The organism is Vibrio sp. T3Y01, from assembly GCF_013114525.1.
GTDB classification, from domain to species: domain Bacteria; phylum Pseudomonadota; class Gammaproteobacteria; order Enterobacterales; family Vibrionaceae; genus Vibrio; species Vibrio chagasii_B.
This window is the reverse complement of record NZ_VTXJ01000004.1, coordinates 149861-165795: the sequence shown is the minus strand read 5'-3', so window position 1 is coordinate 165795 and position 15935 is coordinate 149861. Positions and strand designations below refer to the sequence as shown.

The window sequence follows — 15935 nt, the reverse complement described above, 5'->3', positions numbered from 1 at the left end:
CACAACAAGAACGGAAATCGTTATGGATCTCGCCTTTGATCGCCAGCATATCTGGCATCCCTACACATCAACGTTAACACCTCTGACCTGCTATCCTGTTACCAATGCAGACGGCGTTTACCTAGAACTAGAAGGCGGAAATCGAATTATTGATGGCATGTCTTCTTGGTGGTCAACGATCCACGGATACAATCACCCTGTCTTAAACGAAGCCGCACACAGCCAAATCGATAAGGTTTCACACGTCATGTTTGGTGGCATCACCCACCAGCCGGCTATCGATTTATGTAAGAAACTTCTAAAACTAGCACCAGACAATCTAGAACACGTATTTTTGGCTGATTCAGGATCAGTCGCGGTAGAAGTGAGCCTGAAAATGGCACTTCAATTTTGGCATGCGAAAGGACAACCTCGCTCTAAATTCTTAACGCTGAGAGATGGTTATCACGGTGACACGTTCGCTGCGATGTCAGTGACAGACCCCGATAACTCAATGCACAGTCTCTATAAGGGCTTTTTACCTGAGCATATTTTCGCTGAATCGCCAAAGACTGGCTTTTGGGATGATTGGAACCCAAGTGACATTGATAGTTTTCGTGAAAAGCTATCCGCACACCATGAAGAAGTCGCCGCCGTGATCTTAGAGCCAATCGTTCAGGGCGCTGGCGGTATGCGTATTTATCACCCTGAATTCTTGAAACAAGTTCGCTTGCTTTGTGATGAGTTTAACGTGCTGTTGATTTTAGATGAGATTGCGACCGGGTTTGGCCGCACAGGCAAACTGTTTGCCTGCGAGCATGCAGATATTCAACCGGATATTTTGTGTGTCGGCAAAGCTCTGACTGGTGGTTATATGACGCTCTCAGCAACACTAGCAAGCAAAGAAGTCGCGGACACCGTATGTGGAGGTGAGGCAGGTTGCTTCATGCACGGCCCGACTTTTATGGGTAACCCGTTAGCTTGTGCCGTTGGAGCAGCGAGTTTATCCCTCATAGAACAAGGCCATTGGCAAAATCAAACCCTACAAATTGAACAGCTTTTCTCTGAATTGCTGCCACCTTTGCGAGAGCATGCACTGGTTAAAGACGTTCGCTGGTTGGGCGCTATTGGTGTAGTTGAAACCCATTCACCTGTCGAGATGGAAGCTATACAAGCTCACTTTGTCGAGCAAGGTGTTTGGATTCGTCCATTTGGAAGGTTAATTTATATGATGCCTCCGTTTATTAGCGAACCACAACATATCGAGAAATTGGTCGCTGCTATCGATACTGCATTAAAAAATGCTCATTGCTTTAAATCGTAATTAAATAATGCGTTTATTGTTCTAAACAAGAGCGATGATTATTTCCGTATATCTTCAGTAATAAATCATTTAATAAAACTAAAAGGCCTTACATAAAAGTAAGGCCTTATCTATTTTGAAGATATCCGTCAGTTTAACGCAATTGACTATCTTTACTTGCTCGACGGTTAAACAATGAATGTCGATGTGCGTCATGCTCTAATAATGACTGACATTCGATACACAAACGAACGCCTTTTATCGCGAGTCGTCTTTGTTCTGGTATCTCGTCGCCACACTCATCACAATAACGCAAACTCTCACCACCTCGAAGGTTCCCTCTTACACGAGAGATCTCATCATCGATGGTGTTTTGTATTTGCTGGCTGACACTGTCGTCTCCAGCCCACCCTACGGCCATAAGCCCTCCTCAATACATAAACGAGAAAATCTATACCTACCGCGGTAAGAGGACATTATAGCTACATATAAATTAAGTAATAATAACCAAAAATAACAAAATACTATTACACTATGGTAATAGTACTGAAATGAAAGTAGCTAAGGAATGCACCAACCTATTATTAAGGCAATAAAAAACCCAGCCAATAGGCTGGGTTTTCAATATTTTATGGACTCATTAAATCGTAAAACGATTAGCCGATGTGCGTTACGCCGCCCATGTATGGCTGAAGTACTGCTGGGATAGCAATACGGCCATCTGCTTCTTGGTTGTTCTCAAGAATCGCAACCATAGTACGACCAACAGCAAGACCAGAACCGTTTAGTGTGTGCACAAGTTCAGGTTTCTTCTCGCCTTTACGACGGAAACGAGCCTGCATACGACGAGCTTGGAAATCCCACATGTTTGAACAAGAAGAGATTTCGCGGTAAGTCTCTTGTGCTGGAACCCATACTTCTAAGTCGTAAGTTTTCGCAGCGCCGAAGCCCATGTCACCAGTACATAGAACCACTTTACGGTAAGGAAGCTCTAGAAGTTGAAGTACTTTTTCAGCGTGACCTGTTAGCTCTTCAAGAGCAGCCATAGAGTCTTCTGGCTTAGTAATTTGTACTAGTTCAACTTTGTCGAATTGGTGCATACGGATAAGACCACGAGTGTCACGACCGTAAGAACCCGCTTCAGAACGGAAACATGGTGTGTGAGCTGTCATCTTAAGTGGCAGTTCAGCTTCGTCTGTAATGGTATCGCGAACCATGTTCGTTACCGGTACTTCCGCAGTAGGGATAAGTGATAGCGTCTTAAGAGGAACATCACTTACTTGCTCAGTTAGCGGGCTTGTGTGGAACAAGTCTTCGCCAAACTTAGGAAGTTGACCTGTGCCGTATAGGCTATCGTGGTTCACTAGGTACGGTACGTACATTTCTGTGTAGCCGTGCTCATCAGTGTGAAGGTCCAACATGAACTGAGCAATCGCACGGTGTAGACGTGCAAATTTGCCTTTCATCACGATGAAACGAGAACCTGAGATTTTTACTGCGCTAGCAAAATCAAGACCGCCAGACATTTCGCCAAGATCAACGTGATCTTTCACTTCGAAGTCGTAAGTCTTAGGTTGACCCCAACGAGAAACTTCAACGTTATCATCTTCGTCTTTACCTTCTGGCACAGAGTCGTCTGGCAGGTTTGGAATAGACATAGTGATCGTTTCTAGATCAGATTGAAGCTCAGCCAATGCTGCTTTAGCTTGGTCTAGTTCTGCGCCTAAGTTGCCTACTTCAGCAAGGATACGCTCAGCTTCTTCATGGTCGCCTTTTGCTTTCGCTTGACCAATGGACTTCGATCGAGAGTTACGTAACGCTTGTAGCTCTTCAGTTTTCATCTGAAGGGACTTACGCTTTTCTTCAAGTTCACGAATTGTCTCTACATCAAGGTCAAAGCCTCGACGTGCTAATTTTGCCGCTGTTTCATCCAGCTCAGCTCGAAGTAATTTAGAATCCAGCATTGCTAATCCTATGCTTTAGTTATTTGAATATTCAGTAGCTTGGCTACCGAATCACCACTAAACCCCTAAAACTGGTGCTATTTCAACCAATTTGTAACGATTTAATCTGAATTTTATGACTAGGTAAAGATATCCAAAAAAGACTACTTTTCATAGCGTTTTTGTGGGCTTTTTGCGTCCAAATCCGCCAGATAATCTAGCTTCTCGCCAATTTTGGTCTCTAAGCCTCGTTTTGTTGGGAAATAGTATTGTTTCTCGCCCATTTCAGGAGGCAGATACTTTTCACCCGCCGCGTAGGCACCTGGTTCGTCGTGAGCATAACGGTATTCTTGTCCATAGCCCATGTCCTTCATCAAAGTTGTCGGTGCATTTCGTAAATGATGAGGCACTTCATACTCAGGAAGATTATGAGCATCGGTTAAGGCTTGCTTCCAAGCTGTATAAACCGCATTACTCTTTGGTGCACACGCTAAATAGACAACCGCCTGTGCGATCGCGCGTTCACCTTCTGCAGGGCCAATGCGTGTAAAGCAATCCCAAGCAGACATAGCAACCTGCATAGCACGAGGGTCCGCGTTACCAATATCTTCAGAAGCTATCGCCAATAAACGCCTAACGATATAAAGCGGATCACAGCCTGCTGCAATCATTCGAGCCGACCAGTACAAAGCTGCATCAGGTTTTGAACCACGAATCGATTTATGAACAGCTGATATTAGGTCGTACCAAATATCACCCTTGTTATCAAAGCGAGCCACTTTCTCACCCGCCACTTCAGCAAGCAGTTGTAAGGTGATCGCTTTCTCGCCTTTGTCGTTGTCTTCTGCCATGTCGTACAGCAGCTCAAGGTAGTTGAGCGACATACGTGCATCACCGTTCACTAACTCAGCTAAGCGATCCAAAACATTATCAGCAAAGTGTGCAGGTACATCACCAAGGCCACGCTGCTTATCTTCAATCGCTTGACGTATTACCGTCGCAATATCATCGGTATTGAGAGATGTCAGCTTGTACACTCGCGCACGAGATAACAGAGCGTTGTTTAACTCGAAGGAAGGGTTTTCTGTGGTTGCACCAATGAAGGTAACCGTGCCGTCCTCTATATGAGGCAGAAAAGCATCTTGCTGGCTTTTATTAAAGCGATGGACCTCATCCACAAACAAGATGGTTCTGCGCCCTGCATGCTTGTTTTCACGCGCTTTTTCAATAGCGATGCGAATGTCTTTCACACCCGATGTCACGGCGGACACACGCTCCACTTCTGCATTGGCATAATTGGCGGCCACTTCTGCGAGCGTGGTTTTACCAGTACCAGGAGGCCCCCACAAAATCATCGAGTGGATATGCCCCGCTTCCAGAGCTCTACGAAGAGGTTTACCTGGACCTAATATGTGCTGCTGACCAATATACTGCTCTACAGTTTCTGGTCTCATACGAGCAGCAAGGGGACGAAAATCTTCGTCCCCTGCAAAATCTAAGCTGTAATTACTCAATTGCAATCTCTTGATTCGTTGATGGCATTAATGCCTATCGACGTACTACCAAACGATCGACTTGATTCGATCAGTTTCTTTGGTCGTCGACCTCGACACCTTCCGGTGCCACAAAAGTAAAGCGGTCTGCCGCTGGTTTACCCAAATTCACATTACTGAAAGTAAACTCGCCTTTTTGACCGTCTTGTTCAATCACATTAAAGCCCTGAACAATGCCTTTTTCATTGATATTAATCTGGAAGTCACCCTGATTAGAGTCAACTGCCGTTGGTGTTAGTGTAAATTGGTTACCCGATTGCGCTACATTGTAGTTATCCCAATCGCTCTCTTGGTTGCGTGTCAGCAGTACAAAAGGCGTTTGCGATGTCGCTTGTTCTTGCCAGTAAATACTGACTTGCTCAATGAACGGGCTGTAATACCACAAACTCTGACCATCAGAGACTAATAGGTTCTCATCCGGGAACGTGGTTTCCCAGCGGAATAAGCTTGGGCGCGCAATTTCAACCGTGCCTTCACCTTCCATTACAACATCGCCGTCAGGGCTTGTTACCACTTGTTTAAAGTCAGCGCTAAACCCTGCGTTCAATGCCAAGCGGCTACTCAACTCTTCTTTCGGAGAAGCAAACACTGAGAAGCTCATAAATAAAAGTGCGAATACTTTTTTCATTAATAATCCTGTTCCAAGGTAAATCGGTCATAAAGCTATGACCGATTATTAAGGGTTGAGTTCCTATCTACACAATTAAGCGATTACTCTTTCGGTGGCGCTGGTGCTAAGACTTCTCGGTTACCGTTATGGCCTGGAGCACTTACAATGCCTTGCGCCTCAAGCTGTTCCACAATTCGTGCCGCTCGGTTGTAACCAATCTTGAATCGGCGCTGTACGCCAGAAACTGAACCACGGCGTGAATGAACAACATGCTCGACTACTTGATCAAACAGAGGATCAACCTCTTCATCACCTTCCATTTTCTCACCCGGAAGCAAGGTTTCTGGTGTTTGCTCGCCATTAGTGATTTCATCAATGTAATTTGGCTTGCCGCGTGCTTTCCAGTTGTTTACCACCGCGTGTACATCATCATCTGACGCAAACGCACCGTGAACACGGATCGTATGGCTAGAACCTGGCGGTAAATAAAGCATATCACCCATACCAAGCAGCGATTCTGCGCCACCTTGGTCAAGAATGGTTCGAGAGTCGGTCTTAGTTGATACCGTAAAGGCAACACGCGTCGGAATGTTGGCTTTAATCAGGCCTGTAATAACGTCAACTGATGGACGCTGAGTTGCAAGAATCAAGTGAACACCAGCTGCACGAGCTTTTTGTGCCAAGCGTGCAATCAGTTCTTCAACCTTCTTACCTACCACCATGATTAAGTCGGCAAATTCATCGACGATAACCACAATGTATGGCAGCTTCTCTAGCAATGGCGCTTCTTGGTCCATGCTATCGCCCGGTTTCCACAATGGATCGTGGATTGGGTGACCTGCATCGGCAGCCATCTTAAGCTTGTCGTTGTAGCCTTTGATATTACGAACACCGAGTGCTGACATCAGCTTGTAACGACGTTCCATTTCGCCAACACACCAACGAAGTGCATTCGACGCATCTTTCATGTCAGTAACGACTTCAGATAGTAGATGAGGAATGCCCTCATATACTGAAAGCTCTAGCATTTTCGGGTCGATCATAATGAAACGAACGTCTTCAGGCGATGCTTTATACAGCATACTCAAGATCATTACGTTCACACCAACCGACTTACCAGAACCCGTAGTACCCGCAACGAGAACGTGTGGCATCTTAGCTAGGTCAGCAATCACAGCTTCACCTGCAATATCTTGTCCTAACACCACTGTTGTCGGTGATTTCGCTTCTTGGAACTGCTCGCTGCCCACTACGTCTGAGAAGAATACGGTTTGACGGCTCATGTTTGGCAACTCCAAACCAACATAAGGTTTGCCCGGAATTACTTCAACTACACGTACCGCCAACGCAGACAATGAGCGAGCCAAGTCCATAGATAGGCCAGAAATACGGCTTACTTTCACACCAGGTGCCAAATCCAACTCAAATCGAGTGATAACTGGACCAGGGAAAATATCAACAACGTCCGCTTTAATCTTGTAGTCCGCTAGCTTGGATTCAACCAGACGCGCAATTGCTTCTAGTGCATCACGGTCGATAAATGTTTCACGTTTCTCAGGGTGGAACAAAAGCTCAAGTGTCGGTAGTGGCTCAGCCGGTTTCGGCAAATTAACTTCCTGCTGAACCAAGAATGGGTTTTGTGCAGCTGCCATGTTTGCTTGCGCTTCAGAAACAATGTTCTGGAAAGCCGCAACGTCTTTATCCTGATTCAGGTCTTCATCTTCCGAGACTTCTTCCCAAGGCAGATCAATCGCAGGCTCTTCATCCAAAACGGCAGGTTGTGCAGCTTGCTCTTGCTGATATGAGAATGGTTCAGGTTGTTCTTCGATATCACTCTCTACTGTTTCAGAATCAAACTCAGAAGGCTGCTCGTAGCCTTGCTCTTCAGGCGCATCAAATGGTGCACTGTGCGCTGAGAAATCATCTTGAGTATCAGCATCTAGCTCGCCCATAGGTAAGGCATACAAAGATTCAGGCTGAACGTCATCAGCATCAAACTCTGTAGACTCGTGAGCTTCACTATCAACCTCTGGTTGTGCATATTGAGCATCAAGAGCTGTTTCTGTAGTCGCATCCACAATAGGTTCAGTAGGACGAACTGGCTCCTGTTCTTGCTGCATGTATTGCTGATAAGCAGCTTGAGATTCATGTGCATCTGTCTGATCTTGCTCAGCAAGATCATCTTCATACATTGCAGCACTTTCTAGCTGCTCTATGGTCGCATTTAACTGCTTAGAACGCTCAACGCCCTCTTCCAATGGCTCTTGTGGCGCTTGATAAACAGGAGGAACAGCAATTGGCTGCTCTGGTTGAGGAGCAACAGGTGGTTGAGTCACTCGAGAAACTTGGTCTTGAGAAGCAGGCGCTTGCTGCTTAACCGGCGCTTCTGTTGGCATATGAATATTGTAATGACGCTTCTCTGCAACACCCTCTTTAGATGCGTTTGTTGCAATACCAGAAGGATCATTGGTCGCTGAGAAGCTCATTGCAGGATCGAGAGCTTCTTCTTGCTCAGCATATTGCTCTTTCACTTCGTCATCGCGGTATGTTGGCTGTTGACGTAGATCTTGCTGTGGAGCTCGGTCTGCTGACTCTTTCAGTTCCGGCTCAAGCAATTCTTGGTCTTGACCACGAGCTTTGTTAACCGTTGAAGTAAAGAGTTTGATTGCGCCTTCACCCAACCATTCAACAATTCTTAACCAAGAAATACCAGTGAGAAGCGTAAAACCTGCCCCCCAAAGGAAAAGAAGCACAAGCGTACTACCCAAAATATTCAACGTTGGAAGTGCAAGGCTCGTTAACACGTCACCAACCACACCACCTGACGAGAAGTACCAAATATCATCAAAGTTAATGTCTGCCAAACCACAGCTGGTCAGAATGAGCACTGTCAAACCAAGTAAACGAGTACCCCACAACATAAAGTCGATCTGCTCATCTTCATTACGCTTACGGAATAAGACCCATGCGGCAACGGTCACTAAGATCGGCAGTGGATAAGCCAGAGAGCCAAACACAAAGAAAAGCGTATCTGCTAGCCATGCTCCTAGATAGCCACCCGCGTTTTGAATGTCACCACCCCACGCCGTTTGCGACCATGATGGATCGGCTGGGCTAAAGGTTAATAACGCAACGGCAAGTAGAATAGAGAAAAGAACACCCAGTATCAGGCTGCACTCTTTAAGGCGTTGAGAACCATTTAAACGAGAAGACTGGGGCTCTTCACTCGTTTTAATGATTGTTTCTACTTTATTACTGCTCTGCTTGAACATAAACCAACTTAATAATTAAACGAGATAAAAACATAGCGAGCGGCACAGGCCGCCCGTTTCAATGAAACTACTGTTGATTTAACCATATCAAACCAAAAAACCCAATTCCAGGAAGCAAGAAAGCGGAACAAATGTCCGCTTTCTTTCATTTCACCAATTATGACTAACGAGTTTTAATCACAAGTTGGTTGGTTTGTTTCACTTCTTCCATTACTACGTAGGTTCGAGTGTCGTTTACGCCCGGTAGACGAAGTAACGTATCACCCAGTAGCTTACGGTAAGCACCCATATCAGATACACGTGTTTTTAGAAGATAGTCAAAGTCACCCGACACTAAATGACACTCTTGGATGTCATCCAGTTTCTGCACAGCGGTGTTGAATTGTTCGAACACATCTGGCGCACCACGGTTCAACGTAATTTCAACAAACACTAAAAGTGAAGCATCAAGGTACTGTGGGTTCAGCAGCGCTGTGTACCCAGTAATGTAACCTTGACGTTCTAAACGACGAACACGCTCAAGACACGGAGTCGGAGAAAGTCCTACTCGTTTTGAGAGTTCAACGTTCGAGATACGACCGTCTTTTTGCAACTCATTAAGAATGTTGCGGTCAATACGATCTAGTTCCTTGGACGGCTTCTTATAATTGTCTGCCATTTTTTATTCCACCTTATTACTTCCTTGCAAAAAAATATACTACAACTTTTTAATATTCAGTATCAAATTTTATCTGAACATATCTATACTAGATATTAATTCGACAGAATTACCCTACACATAGATAAAACAACCAAAATAAAATGAGGAGTCAGGATGATCATTGGCGTACCTAAGGAAATCAAAAACCACGAATACCGCGTTGGTATGACCCCAGCTAGCGTGAGAGAACTAATCTCACACGGCCACCAAGTTTTTGTTGAAACCAATGCCGGTACTGGTATCGGTTTTTCAGACGATGATTACATCGCTGTAGGCGCATCCATTCTTCCTACTGCTGCTGACGTTTTCGCGAAAGCAGAGATGATTGTAAAGGTTAAAGAACCTCAAGCTGTCGAGCGAGCTATGCTTCGCGAAGGGCAAATATTATTTACTTATTTACACCTTGCACCAGATTTTCCACAAACTGAAGAGCTTATCAAGAGCAAAGCTGTCTGCGTAGCCTATGAGACTGTAACAGATAATATGGGTCGCTTGCCACTATTAGCACCAATGTCTGAAGTAGCTGGTCGCATGTCTATTCAAGCAGGTGCACAAACATTAGAGAAATCTAACGGTGGTTGTGGTCTTCTTCTAGGCGGCGTTCCTGGTGTTGAACCAGCGAAAGTTGTTGTTGTTGGCGGCGGTGTTGTAGGTGCTAACGCAGCACGTATGGCTGTTGGCCTTCGCGCTGATGTAACGATTCTAGACCGCAACGTGGACACGCTTCGTCGCCTTGATGAAGAATTCCAAGGTCGCGCAAAAGTGGTTTATTCTACTGAAGACGCTATCGAGAAGCATGTTCTAGAAGCAGACCTAGTGATTGGTGCAGTACTGATCCCTGGTGCAGCAGCACCTAAACTGGTTACAAAAGAGCACATCGCTAAGATGAAACCAGGTTCAGCGGTTGTTGACGTTGCTATCGACCAAGGCGGTTGTTTCGAAACTTCGCACGCGACGACACACGCAGATCCAACTTACATCGTTGACGACGTAGTTCACTACTGTGTTGCAAACATGCCTGGTGCTGTTGCTCGCACTTCAACTTACGCACTAAACAATGCAACACTTCCTTACATTGTTAAGCTAGCGAACAAAGGTTACCGCGAAGCACTTCTATCAGACAAAGGCTTCCTAGAAGGTCTTAACGTGATTCACGGTAAAGTGACTTGTAAAGAAGTTGCAGAGAGCTTTGACCTAGAATACGTAGATCCAGCTGAAGCTATCGCGATGTTCAACTAATGATGTAATGAGTCACTGAGCGTCAAATTTTCTCGTTGAGGCGCTCAGTTGAATCATACGCATGAAAAAAGCCAGTCCGATTATGTCGAACTGGCTTTTTTGTCTCTGTAACACTAACGTTCGAAAGCGGTGAGGAACATGCTTTCTACTAGACGCATCGTCTATCGGTCGTTCTTAACACCATGAATCAACAGGTTTCTGGGTGTGATACTACGTCCACAAAACTCTTCGATGCTCGCCTCATAGCCTTGCTCTTGTAGGTAAATCGCTTTATCTAAAGCTAGCCATATCTCCAATGGTCGTCTGAAAACTTGTTGAACCAAACTCAGCTTCTCCATTTCCCAGAAAAGTTTCTCACCTTGAGCAAAATAGGATTCAAAATCGATATCCGAACCAAGTGTTATCTCTTTCACTTCAGAAGCCCACTGACAAAACGATTCAAACCCTTCAGATAATTCTGACTTTTTGATGCTCGGTACTGGGATGTATTCATCAATCCCCATTTCAGTCTTAAGTAACCGGCTGAAGCCTAGGCGATAGCTCATCTCCAATTGACGGTGTCGCCTTACTCTTTCACCACCAGTAACGGTTTCTTGAAGTGGGATTCGCAAATCACTCTTGCTCAATGTTAACGCTGAGGCTTTTGCCACTGATGACATTGTCTGGTAGTTGTCGTCTCGAATAAGGTGGTAACAACAAGGGGATATAGTCACCGCAGGAAGCCCATGCGATACGGACTTTTTAACTAACTCAACATGTAGATCGCCACAAGCATGCAGTGCTACCGCATGTTGATTGGCATTAAACACCTTGTCAGCACTCTCAGAAAAAGCGTCACCTTGCACAAAGGTCATTTCTAGACGTTGTGCATCCGCTATTTTTTGGCCGTTTTCACACAGTGATTGCTGCCATTCGAAACTGGTCACCTTTTGGTTAGATTGCTGAGACAAAATTCGCCCTAAGAACCCTTTACCAGAACACCACTCCAACCACTCTTCACCGTGGTGATGTTCAAGCGCGGCCTCCCCCATAGATACGATTTGCTGCAACTTTCTTCCTGGAATACCGTCTTCAGTTCCTCTAGGAAGCTGCAAGCCTTTGAGATTTGTATTCGTAAATTGAGTGCTTTGGTGAGCGTCCGCAAGCTGAGGCATAAAATAGCTGAGTTCAGTAAGCAGCAGATCAGGCAGTTCTTTCAGCGTCTGAATATTTTCAATCGTTAAGCTATTTAACCAGTCAACGAGTGGCGAGTTAACTTCTTGCCATGGCTGCTGTTGTGTTTGGCATAGGTGAAAAGGCTCAGAGCGCCAATAAACTTGGTGCTCAAGCAAAAATGAGTCGAGTGTTTTAAATCGTGAATGCATGCTTCCCCCTATGGTGCGTGGATTGTAGGGGTAACCGGCTTAAATGAAAAGGTTCGAGGTAAAGGGAACGAAAGGTGAACGCCAAACGCCAAAAAGGAAAACGGCCTGTAGACACAGGCCGAAGTAACAATCTAGCTTTGTATGTTGTGATTAACGAACAGGCAGTTCGATATCTTTAAACATCTCTTCAATCTCTTCATTCGATTTCAAAGAGATAGCCTGCTCTACCACTGGGCGAGTTAAGTGAGGTGCAAAACGTTCCATGAAATCAAACATGTAAGAACGCAGGAACGTACCTTTTCTAAAGCCAATGCTGGTTGTGCTCGCACCAAATAGATGGCTCGCATCAATAGCAACCAAGTCGGTATCTTGTTCATGGTCAATCGCCATACTCGCAATCACACCAACACCGATGCCCATACGAACGTAAGTTTTGATTACATCGGCATCCGTAGCAGTAAACACAACACGTGGTGTTAGACCTACTTTATTGAAGGCCGTATCCAGCTCAGATCGACCAGTAAAGCCAAAGACGTAAGTCACCAGAGAATAAGCAGCCAGATCTTCGATGGTGATATTTTGCTTTTGAGCCAGCGGGTGATCTTTTGTTACCACGATAGAACGGTTCCAGTGGTAACAAGGCAGCATTATCGCATCTTGGTAAAGGTGAAGTGCTTCTGTCGCAATCGCGAAGTTTGCTGTGCCCTTAGCTACTGCCTCAGACATTTGGCTCGGTGTACCTTGGTGCATGTGAAGCGACACTTTAGGGTAACGCGCGGTAAAGCCTTTGATGACATCTGGCAATGCGTAACGAGCTTGCGTGTGAGTCGTTGAAATATTCAATGTACCCATCTCAGGGTGAGTATGTTCGCCAGCGACCGCTTTAATGCTTTCAACACGAGCAAGGATCTCTTGAGAGATACGAATAATGTCTTCACCAGCTTGAGTAACTTGAGTCAAATGCTTGCCGCTTCGCTCAAAGATCTGAATACCCAATTCATCTTCAAGCAGTCTAACCTGTTTACTGATGCCTGGCTGAGATGTGTATAAACTCTCTGCTGTTGCAGAAACATTTAGGTTATGGTTTACAACCTCAACAATGTACTTCAGTTGCTGTAACTTCATATCTAACCTCGTAATCCTTTACTCATTTCTGTGCTAACTTATTTGCAAAGAGAGCATTCTAGTCTCGTGTAATATAATTATTAGTTATAACGCTTCAAGCGCTAAAAAGACAGAAAAATTGAGTTTTTCTCGATGAACAAATAAAAATGCCACGATGGCTTTGCAAGCTAGCCCTCATTCCCATAAATTAGTTGATAGTTTTGATTGCTGATTACGCTCAACAAGAGATAATCAGAAATTGCATTTTACGAGTGCCGATACACAATGGAATCGTGTATCCTCTCTAGTTAGCTCAAGAAAACATAAGCAGACATAAATATATGAATAACCCTGGTTTAATTATTGCCTTAGTTGCGATTCTTTTGGTGTTGGTATTAGGTTACAACATCATGCTTCAGTACAAAGTTAAGGTAGAAACAGCGAAGAAACAGGAAGCTTCTCGTTATTTGACCATTATTGATGGAACCGAAGAGCTTATTGGCAACGCGCACCACATGCCGTTTAGCCAAGATCTTCTTGTATGCTTAAATAATCGAATTCTTGATGCATTAGAAAACATGTATCAGCTCGACCCCAAAAATAAGCAACTTGCCCAGCGCATTGAAAGCGTAAAACAGCAAATCACGCAGCTTAAAGAGAACTACCAAGGTGGCGAAAGCACGGCCTTTAGAGTTCCAAGCAGCGATAAACAAGCAATCATGATGCTCAAACTGGTTAAGCGCCTACGCGATACGGTACGTAACGAACACAATAAAGGCCGTTTTGAAACCCAAGCTTATGTGGTAGAAAACGCACGTTTAGAGACTATTCAGATTCGAATCAACATTGAGAACGTGATTAAACGTGCTAACGATTCAATTTCACGCGGCCAACCAGGTACCGCTATTCAATTGCTTCGTAAAGGTATTGATGCACTGGCAACCAAGAATGACGCATACTCAATGAGAGCAAAAGAAAAGCTTCAACAGATGCTGAACGAGCTTGACCAAAAACGCCAAGACAAAAACGCGCAAGATTTACAGCAAATGGAATCTAAAGAACGCGATGACGATATGGATGCCCTATTCGGTCAGAAAAAGAAGTGGTAACCACTTAATCAAGTCATCGAGAAGGCCACCTCAGTTCGCTAAAGTGGCCTTTTTTGTCACTAATGAATTTCCTTCCTCCGTATAGGGAGATCTCATTAGCTGTGATAAAATCCCGCATTATCAACAAACCTGCTCCGACCATGTATCAAGAATTACTCGCTCCAATCCACTCTTTTCTTAAAGCTGAAACGCCAGATTCATGGATCGATGAAGCCAAAAAGCCAGAAAACCTCCACATCATTTTGCGCGACCACATGTTGTGTGAACTCAAGGCTGCTCAAAGTGCTTTATTCCTTATCCGTAAATACGCGGTAGATAAAGAAAGTGCCAAGCAATTAAACGAATGGATCTTGCCATACGAGCAATTTGCTTACCGTCGCATTGGTGATTTAGAGTCACTTCGTGGCAAGAGCAACGTTTCAAAACAGATCACAGCAAAAGAAGGCTGTAATTACGGCGCTGACCTTATCGATAAGATGGTGCTGTTGATTAAAGAGGAACTCCACCACTTCTATCAAGTAATGGAATTAATGGAGAAGAAAGGCGTGACTTACCAACCGATCGAAGCCGGTCGTTACGCGAAAGGATTGATCAAACAAGTAAAGACATACGAGCCTGATGCTCTGGTCGACAAACTGATCATCGGCGCCTTTATTGAAGCACGCTCTTGTGAACGTTTTGCGAAACTGGCCCCTTTCTTAGAAGAAGACATGGAGAAGTTTTACGTATCCCTACTTCGTTCAGAAGCTCGTCACTACCAAGATTACCTCGAATTAGCAGAGCAAATCGCAGGTAAAGATATCTCGGAACGTATCGCCCACTTCGCTCAAGTAGAAGCAGATCTGATCACCTCAGACGACAGCGACTTTAAATTCCATAGTGGCGCACCAGTATAATCCCGCTAAGAAAGCACGCTCCAATCCAAACAAAGAAGGCCAGCTAACTGCTGGCCTTCTTATTTGTTTCACGCTAGCTATAAGAGAAAGTTAAGCTAGTGTGCCGTTGATTTCAGCAAGCACAGCTTCAGGGTCTACAGCCTGAGTAATTGGACGACCAATAACCAAGTAGTCAGAACCAGATTCAATCGCTTTAGAAGGCGTCATGATACGCTTTTGGTCACCAACATCGGCACCTACAGGACGAATACCCGGAGTCACCAGTTTGAACTCTTGGCCAAGCGCACCTTTCAATAAAGAAGCTTCTTGCGCTGAACACACCACACCATCAAGACCAGAGTTTTTTGTAAGAGAAGCTAAACGCATCACTTGTTGCTGTGGTTCTAGATCCAACCCGATACCCGCTAGATCCGATTGCTCCATGCTCGTCAGTACTGTTACGCCAATCAGCAATGGACGATCTTTACCATAAGGCTCCAATATTTCGCGAGAAGCCGTCATCATGCGCTCACCGCCACTTGCGTGTACGTTTACCATCCATACGCCTAGTTCAGCGGCTGCACGAACGGCTTTTGAACATGTGTTCGGGATATCGTGGAACTTAAGGTCCAAGAATACTGAAAAACCACGCTTGTGTAATTCACGAACAAACTCAGGACCAAATAGGGTGAACATCTCTTTACCCACCTTAAGGCGGCAAGATGCTGGGTCAATACGGTCAACAAAGGCTAACGCATCCGCTTGGTTGTCATAATCCAAAGCTACAATGATTTTTTGGTCGTTCATTTCATCTCCTAACGCAGTTAACTTTCTTAAAAAATATCTATCTACCCTTGCAGGCGATATATAACAGTCATAAAAAT

The 15935-nt window shown here is 44.8% G+C and carries 13 protein-coding genes; 4 read left to right on the top strand and 9 right to left on the bottom strand.

Annotated elements, in window-relative coordinates; genetic code table 11:
- Positions 1-22: 22 nt before the first annotated feature.
- A complete protein-coding gene (bioA, locus tag F0232_RS06280; RefSeq protein ID WP_061031775.1) occupies positions 23-1303 on the top strand; it encodes an adenosylmethionine--8-amino-7-oxononanoate transaminase in 1281 nt (426 codons plus the stop codon).
- A gap of 133 nt (positions 1304-1436) precedes the next feature.
- Here the strand turns inward: bioA and F0232_RS06275 are convergent, their stop codons facing one another.
- The 6 genes from F0232_RS06275 to lrp all read right to left on the bottom strand — a co-directional run bounded on the left by F0232_RS06275 (position 1437) and on the right by lrp (position 9318).
- Positions 1437-1703 carry a DksA/TraR family C4-type zinc finger protein gene (locus F0232_RS06275; RefSeq protein WP_061031776.1) on the bottom strand — a complete coding sequence of 89 codons (267 nt, stop codon included), beginning with the start codon at positions 1701-1703 and terminating at the stop codon, positions 1437-1439.
- Between the two features lie 235 nt (positions 1704-1938).
- Positions 1939-3246 carry a serine--tRNA ligase gene (serS, locus tag F0232_RS06270; RefSeq protein WP_105059265.1) on the bottom strand — a complete coding sequence of 436 codons (1308 nt, stop codon included), beginning with the start codon at positions 3244-3246 and terminating at the stop codon, positions 1939-1941.
- 143 nt (positions 3247-3389) lie between these two features.
- Positions 3390-4739 (bottom strand): replication-associated recombination protein A, encoded by a 1350-nt coding sequence (locus F0232_RS06265; protein ID WP_105059264.1) that lies wholly within the window; start codon positions 4737-4739, stop codon positions 3390-3392.
- A gap of 70 nt (positions 4740-4809) precedes the next feature.
- Complete coding sequence (gene lolA, locus F0232_RS06260; protein WP_004741992.1) at positions 4810-5406, bottom strand: outer membrane lipoprotein chaperone LolA; 597 nt, start codon at positions 5404-5406, stop codon at positions 4810-4812.
- 83 nt (positions 5407-5489) lie between these two features.
- Complete coding sequence (locus tag F0232_RS06255) at positions 5490-8660, bottom strand: DNA translocase FtsK 4TM domain-containing protein (protein WP_105059263.1); 3171 nt, start codon at positions 8658-8660, stop codon at positions 5490-5492.
- 163 nt (positions 8661-8823) lie between these two features.
- Entirely contained in the window at positions 8824-9318 is a 495-nt protein-coding gene (gene lrp, locus F0232_RS06250; RefSeq protein ID WP_004734558.1) for a leucine-responsive transcriptional regulator Lrp, read from the bottom strand.
- 156 nt (positions 9319-9474) lie between these two features.
- Here lrp and ald point away from each other — a divergent pair, with 156 nt between their 5' ends.
- Positions 9475-10599: an alanine dehydrogenase gene (gene ald, locus F0232_RS06245; protein ID WP_008224299.1), complete on the top strand. Its 1125-nt coding sequence runs from the start codon at positions 9475-9477 to the stop codon at positions 10597-10599.
- Between the two features lie 161 nt (positions 10600-10760).
- Here ald and F0232_RS06240 read toward each other — a convergent pair whose 3' ends face one another.
- Together F0232_RS06240 and cysB are read right to left on the bottom strand one after the other, a co-directional pair.
- Entirely contained in the window at positions 10761-11963 is a 1203-nt protein-coding gene (locus F0232_RS06240; protein ID WP_105059262.1) for a methyltransferase, read from the bottom strand.
- Between the two features lie 150 nt (positions 11964-12113).
- Positions 12114-13088, bottom strand: coding sequence for an HTH-type transcriptional regulator CysB (cysB, locus tag F0232_RS06235; RefSeq protein ID WP_004741986.1), 975 nt, complete (start codon positions 13086-13088; stop codon positions 12114-12116).
- 320 nt (positions 13089-13408) lie between these two features.
- On the opposite strand from cysB, the gene F0232_RS06230 reads away from it, so the two are divergent.
- Positions 13409-14176 (top strand): hypothetical protein, encoded by a 768-nt coding sequence (locus tag F0232_RS06230; RefSeq protein ID WP_008224295.1) that lies wholly within the window; start codon positions 13409-13411, stop codon positions 14174-14176.
- A gap of 101 nt (positions 14177-14277) precedes the next feature.
- Positions 14278-15072, top strand: coding sequence for a tRNA-(ms[2]io[6]A)-hydroxylase (locus tag F0232_RS06225; protein WP_275245645.1), 795 nt, complete (start codon positions 14278-14280; stop codon positions 15070-15072).
- 90 nt (positions 15073-15162) lie between these two features.
- Here the strand turns inward: F0232_RS06225 and pyrF are convergent, their stop codons facing one another.
- On the bottom strand, positions 15163-15858 hold the full coding sequence (pyrF, locus tag F0232_RS06220; protein WP_105059261.1) for an orotidine-5'-phosphate decarboxylase: 696 nt from the start codon (positions 15856-15858) through the stop codon (positions 15163-15165).
- Positions 15859-15935: the final 77 nt, after the last annotated feature.

Excerpts from the sequence above, each read along its gene's own strand:
- bioA (WP_061031775.1), top strand. The coding sequence starts at position 23 with ATGGATCTCGCCTTTGATCGCCAGCATATCTGGCATCCCTACACATCA.
- F0232_RS06275 (WP_061031776.1), bottom strand. The coding sequence starts at position 1,703 with ATGGCCGTAGGGTGGGCTGGAGACGACAGTGTCAGCCAGCAAATACAA.
- serS (WP_105059265.1), bottom strand. The coding sequence starts at position 3,246 with ATGCTGGATTCTAAATTACTTCGAGCTGAGCTGGATGAAACAGCGGCA.
- lolA (WP_004741992.1), bottom strand. The coding sequence starts at position 5,406 with ATGAAAAAAGTATTCGCACTTTTATTTATGAGCTTCTCAGTGTTTGCT.
- F0232_RS06255 (WP_105059263.1), bottom strand. The coding sequence starts at position 8,660 with ATGTTCAAGCAGAGCAGTAATAAAGTAGAAACAATCATTAAAACGAGT.
- lrp (WP_004734558.1), bottom strand. The coding sequence starts at position 9,318 with ATGGCAGACAATTATAAGAAGCCGTCCAAGGAACTAGATCGTATTGAC.
- ald (WP_008224299.1), top strand. The coding sequence starts at position 9,475 with ATGATCATTGGCGTACCTAAGGAAATCAAAAACCACGAATACCGCGTT.
- F0232_RS06240 (WP_105059262.1), bottom strand. The coding sequence starts at position 11,963 with ATGCATTCACGATTTAAAACACTCGACTCATTTTTGCTTGAGCACCAA.
- cysB (WP_004741986.1), bottom strand. The coding sequence starts at position 13,088 with ATGAAGTTACAGCAACTGAAGTACATTGTTGAGGTTGTAAACCATAAC.
- F0232_RS06230 (WP_008224295.1), top strand. The coding sequence starts at position 13,409 with ATGAATAACCCTGGTTTAATTATTGCCTTAGTTGCGATTCTTTTGGTG.
- pyrF (WP_105059261.1), bottom strand. The coding sequence starts at position 15,858 with ATGAACGACCAAAAAATCATTGTAGCTTTGGATTATGACAACCAAGCG.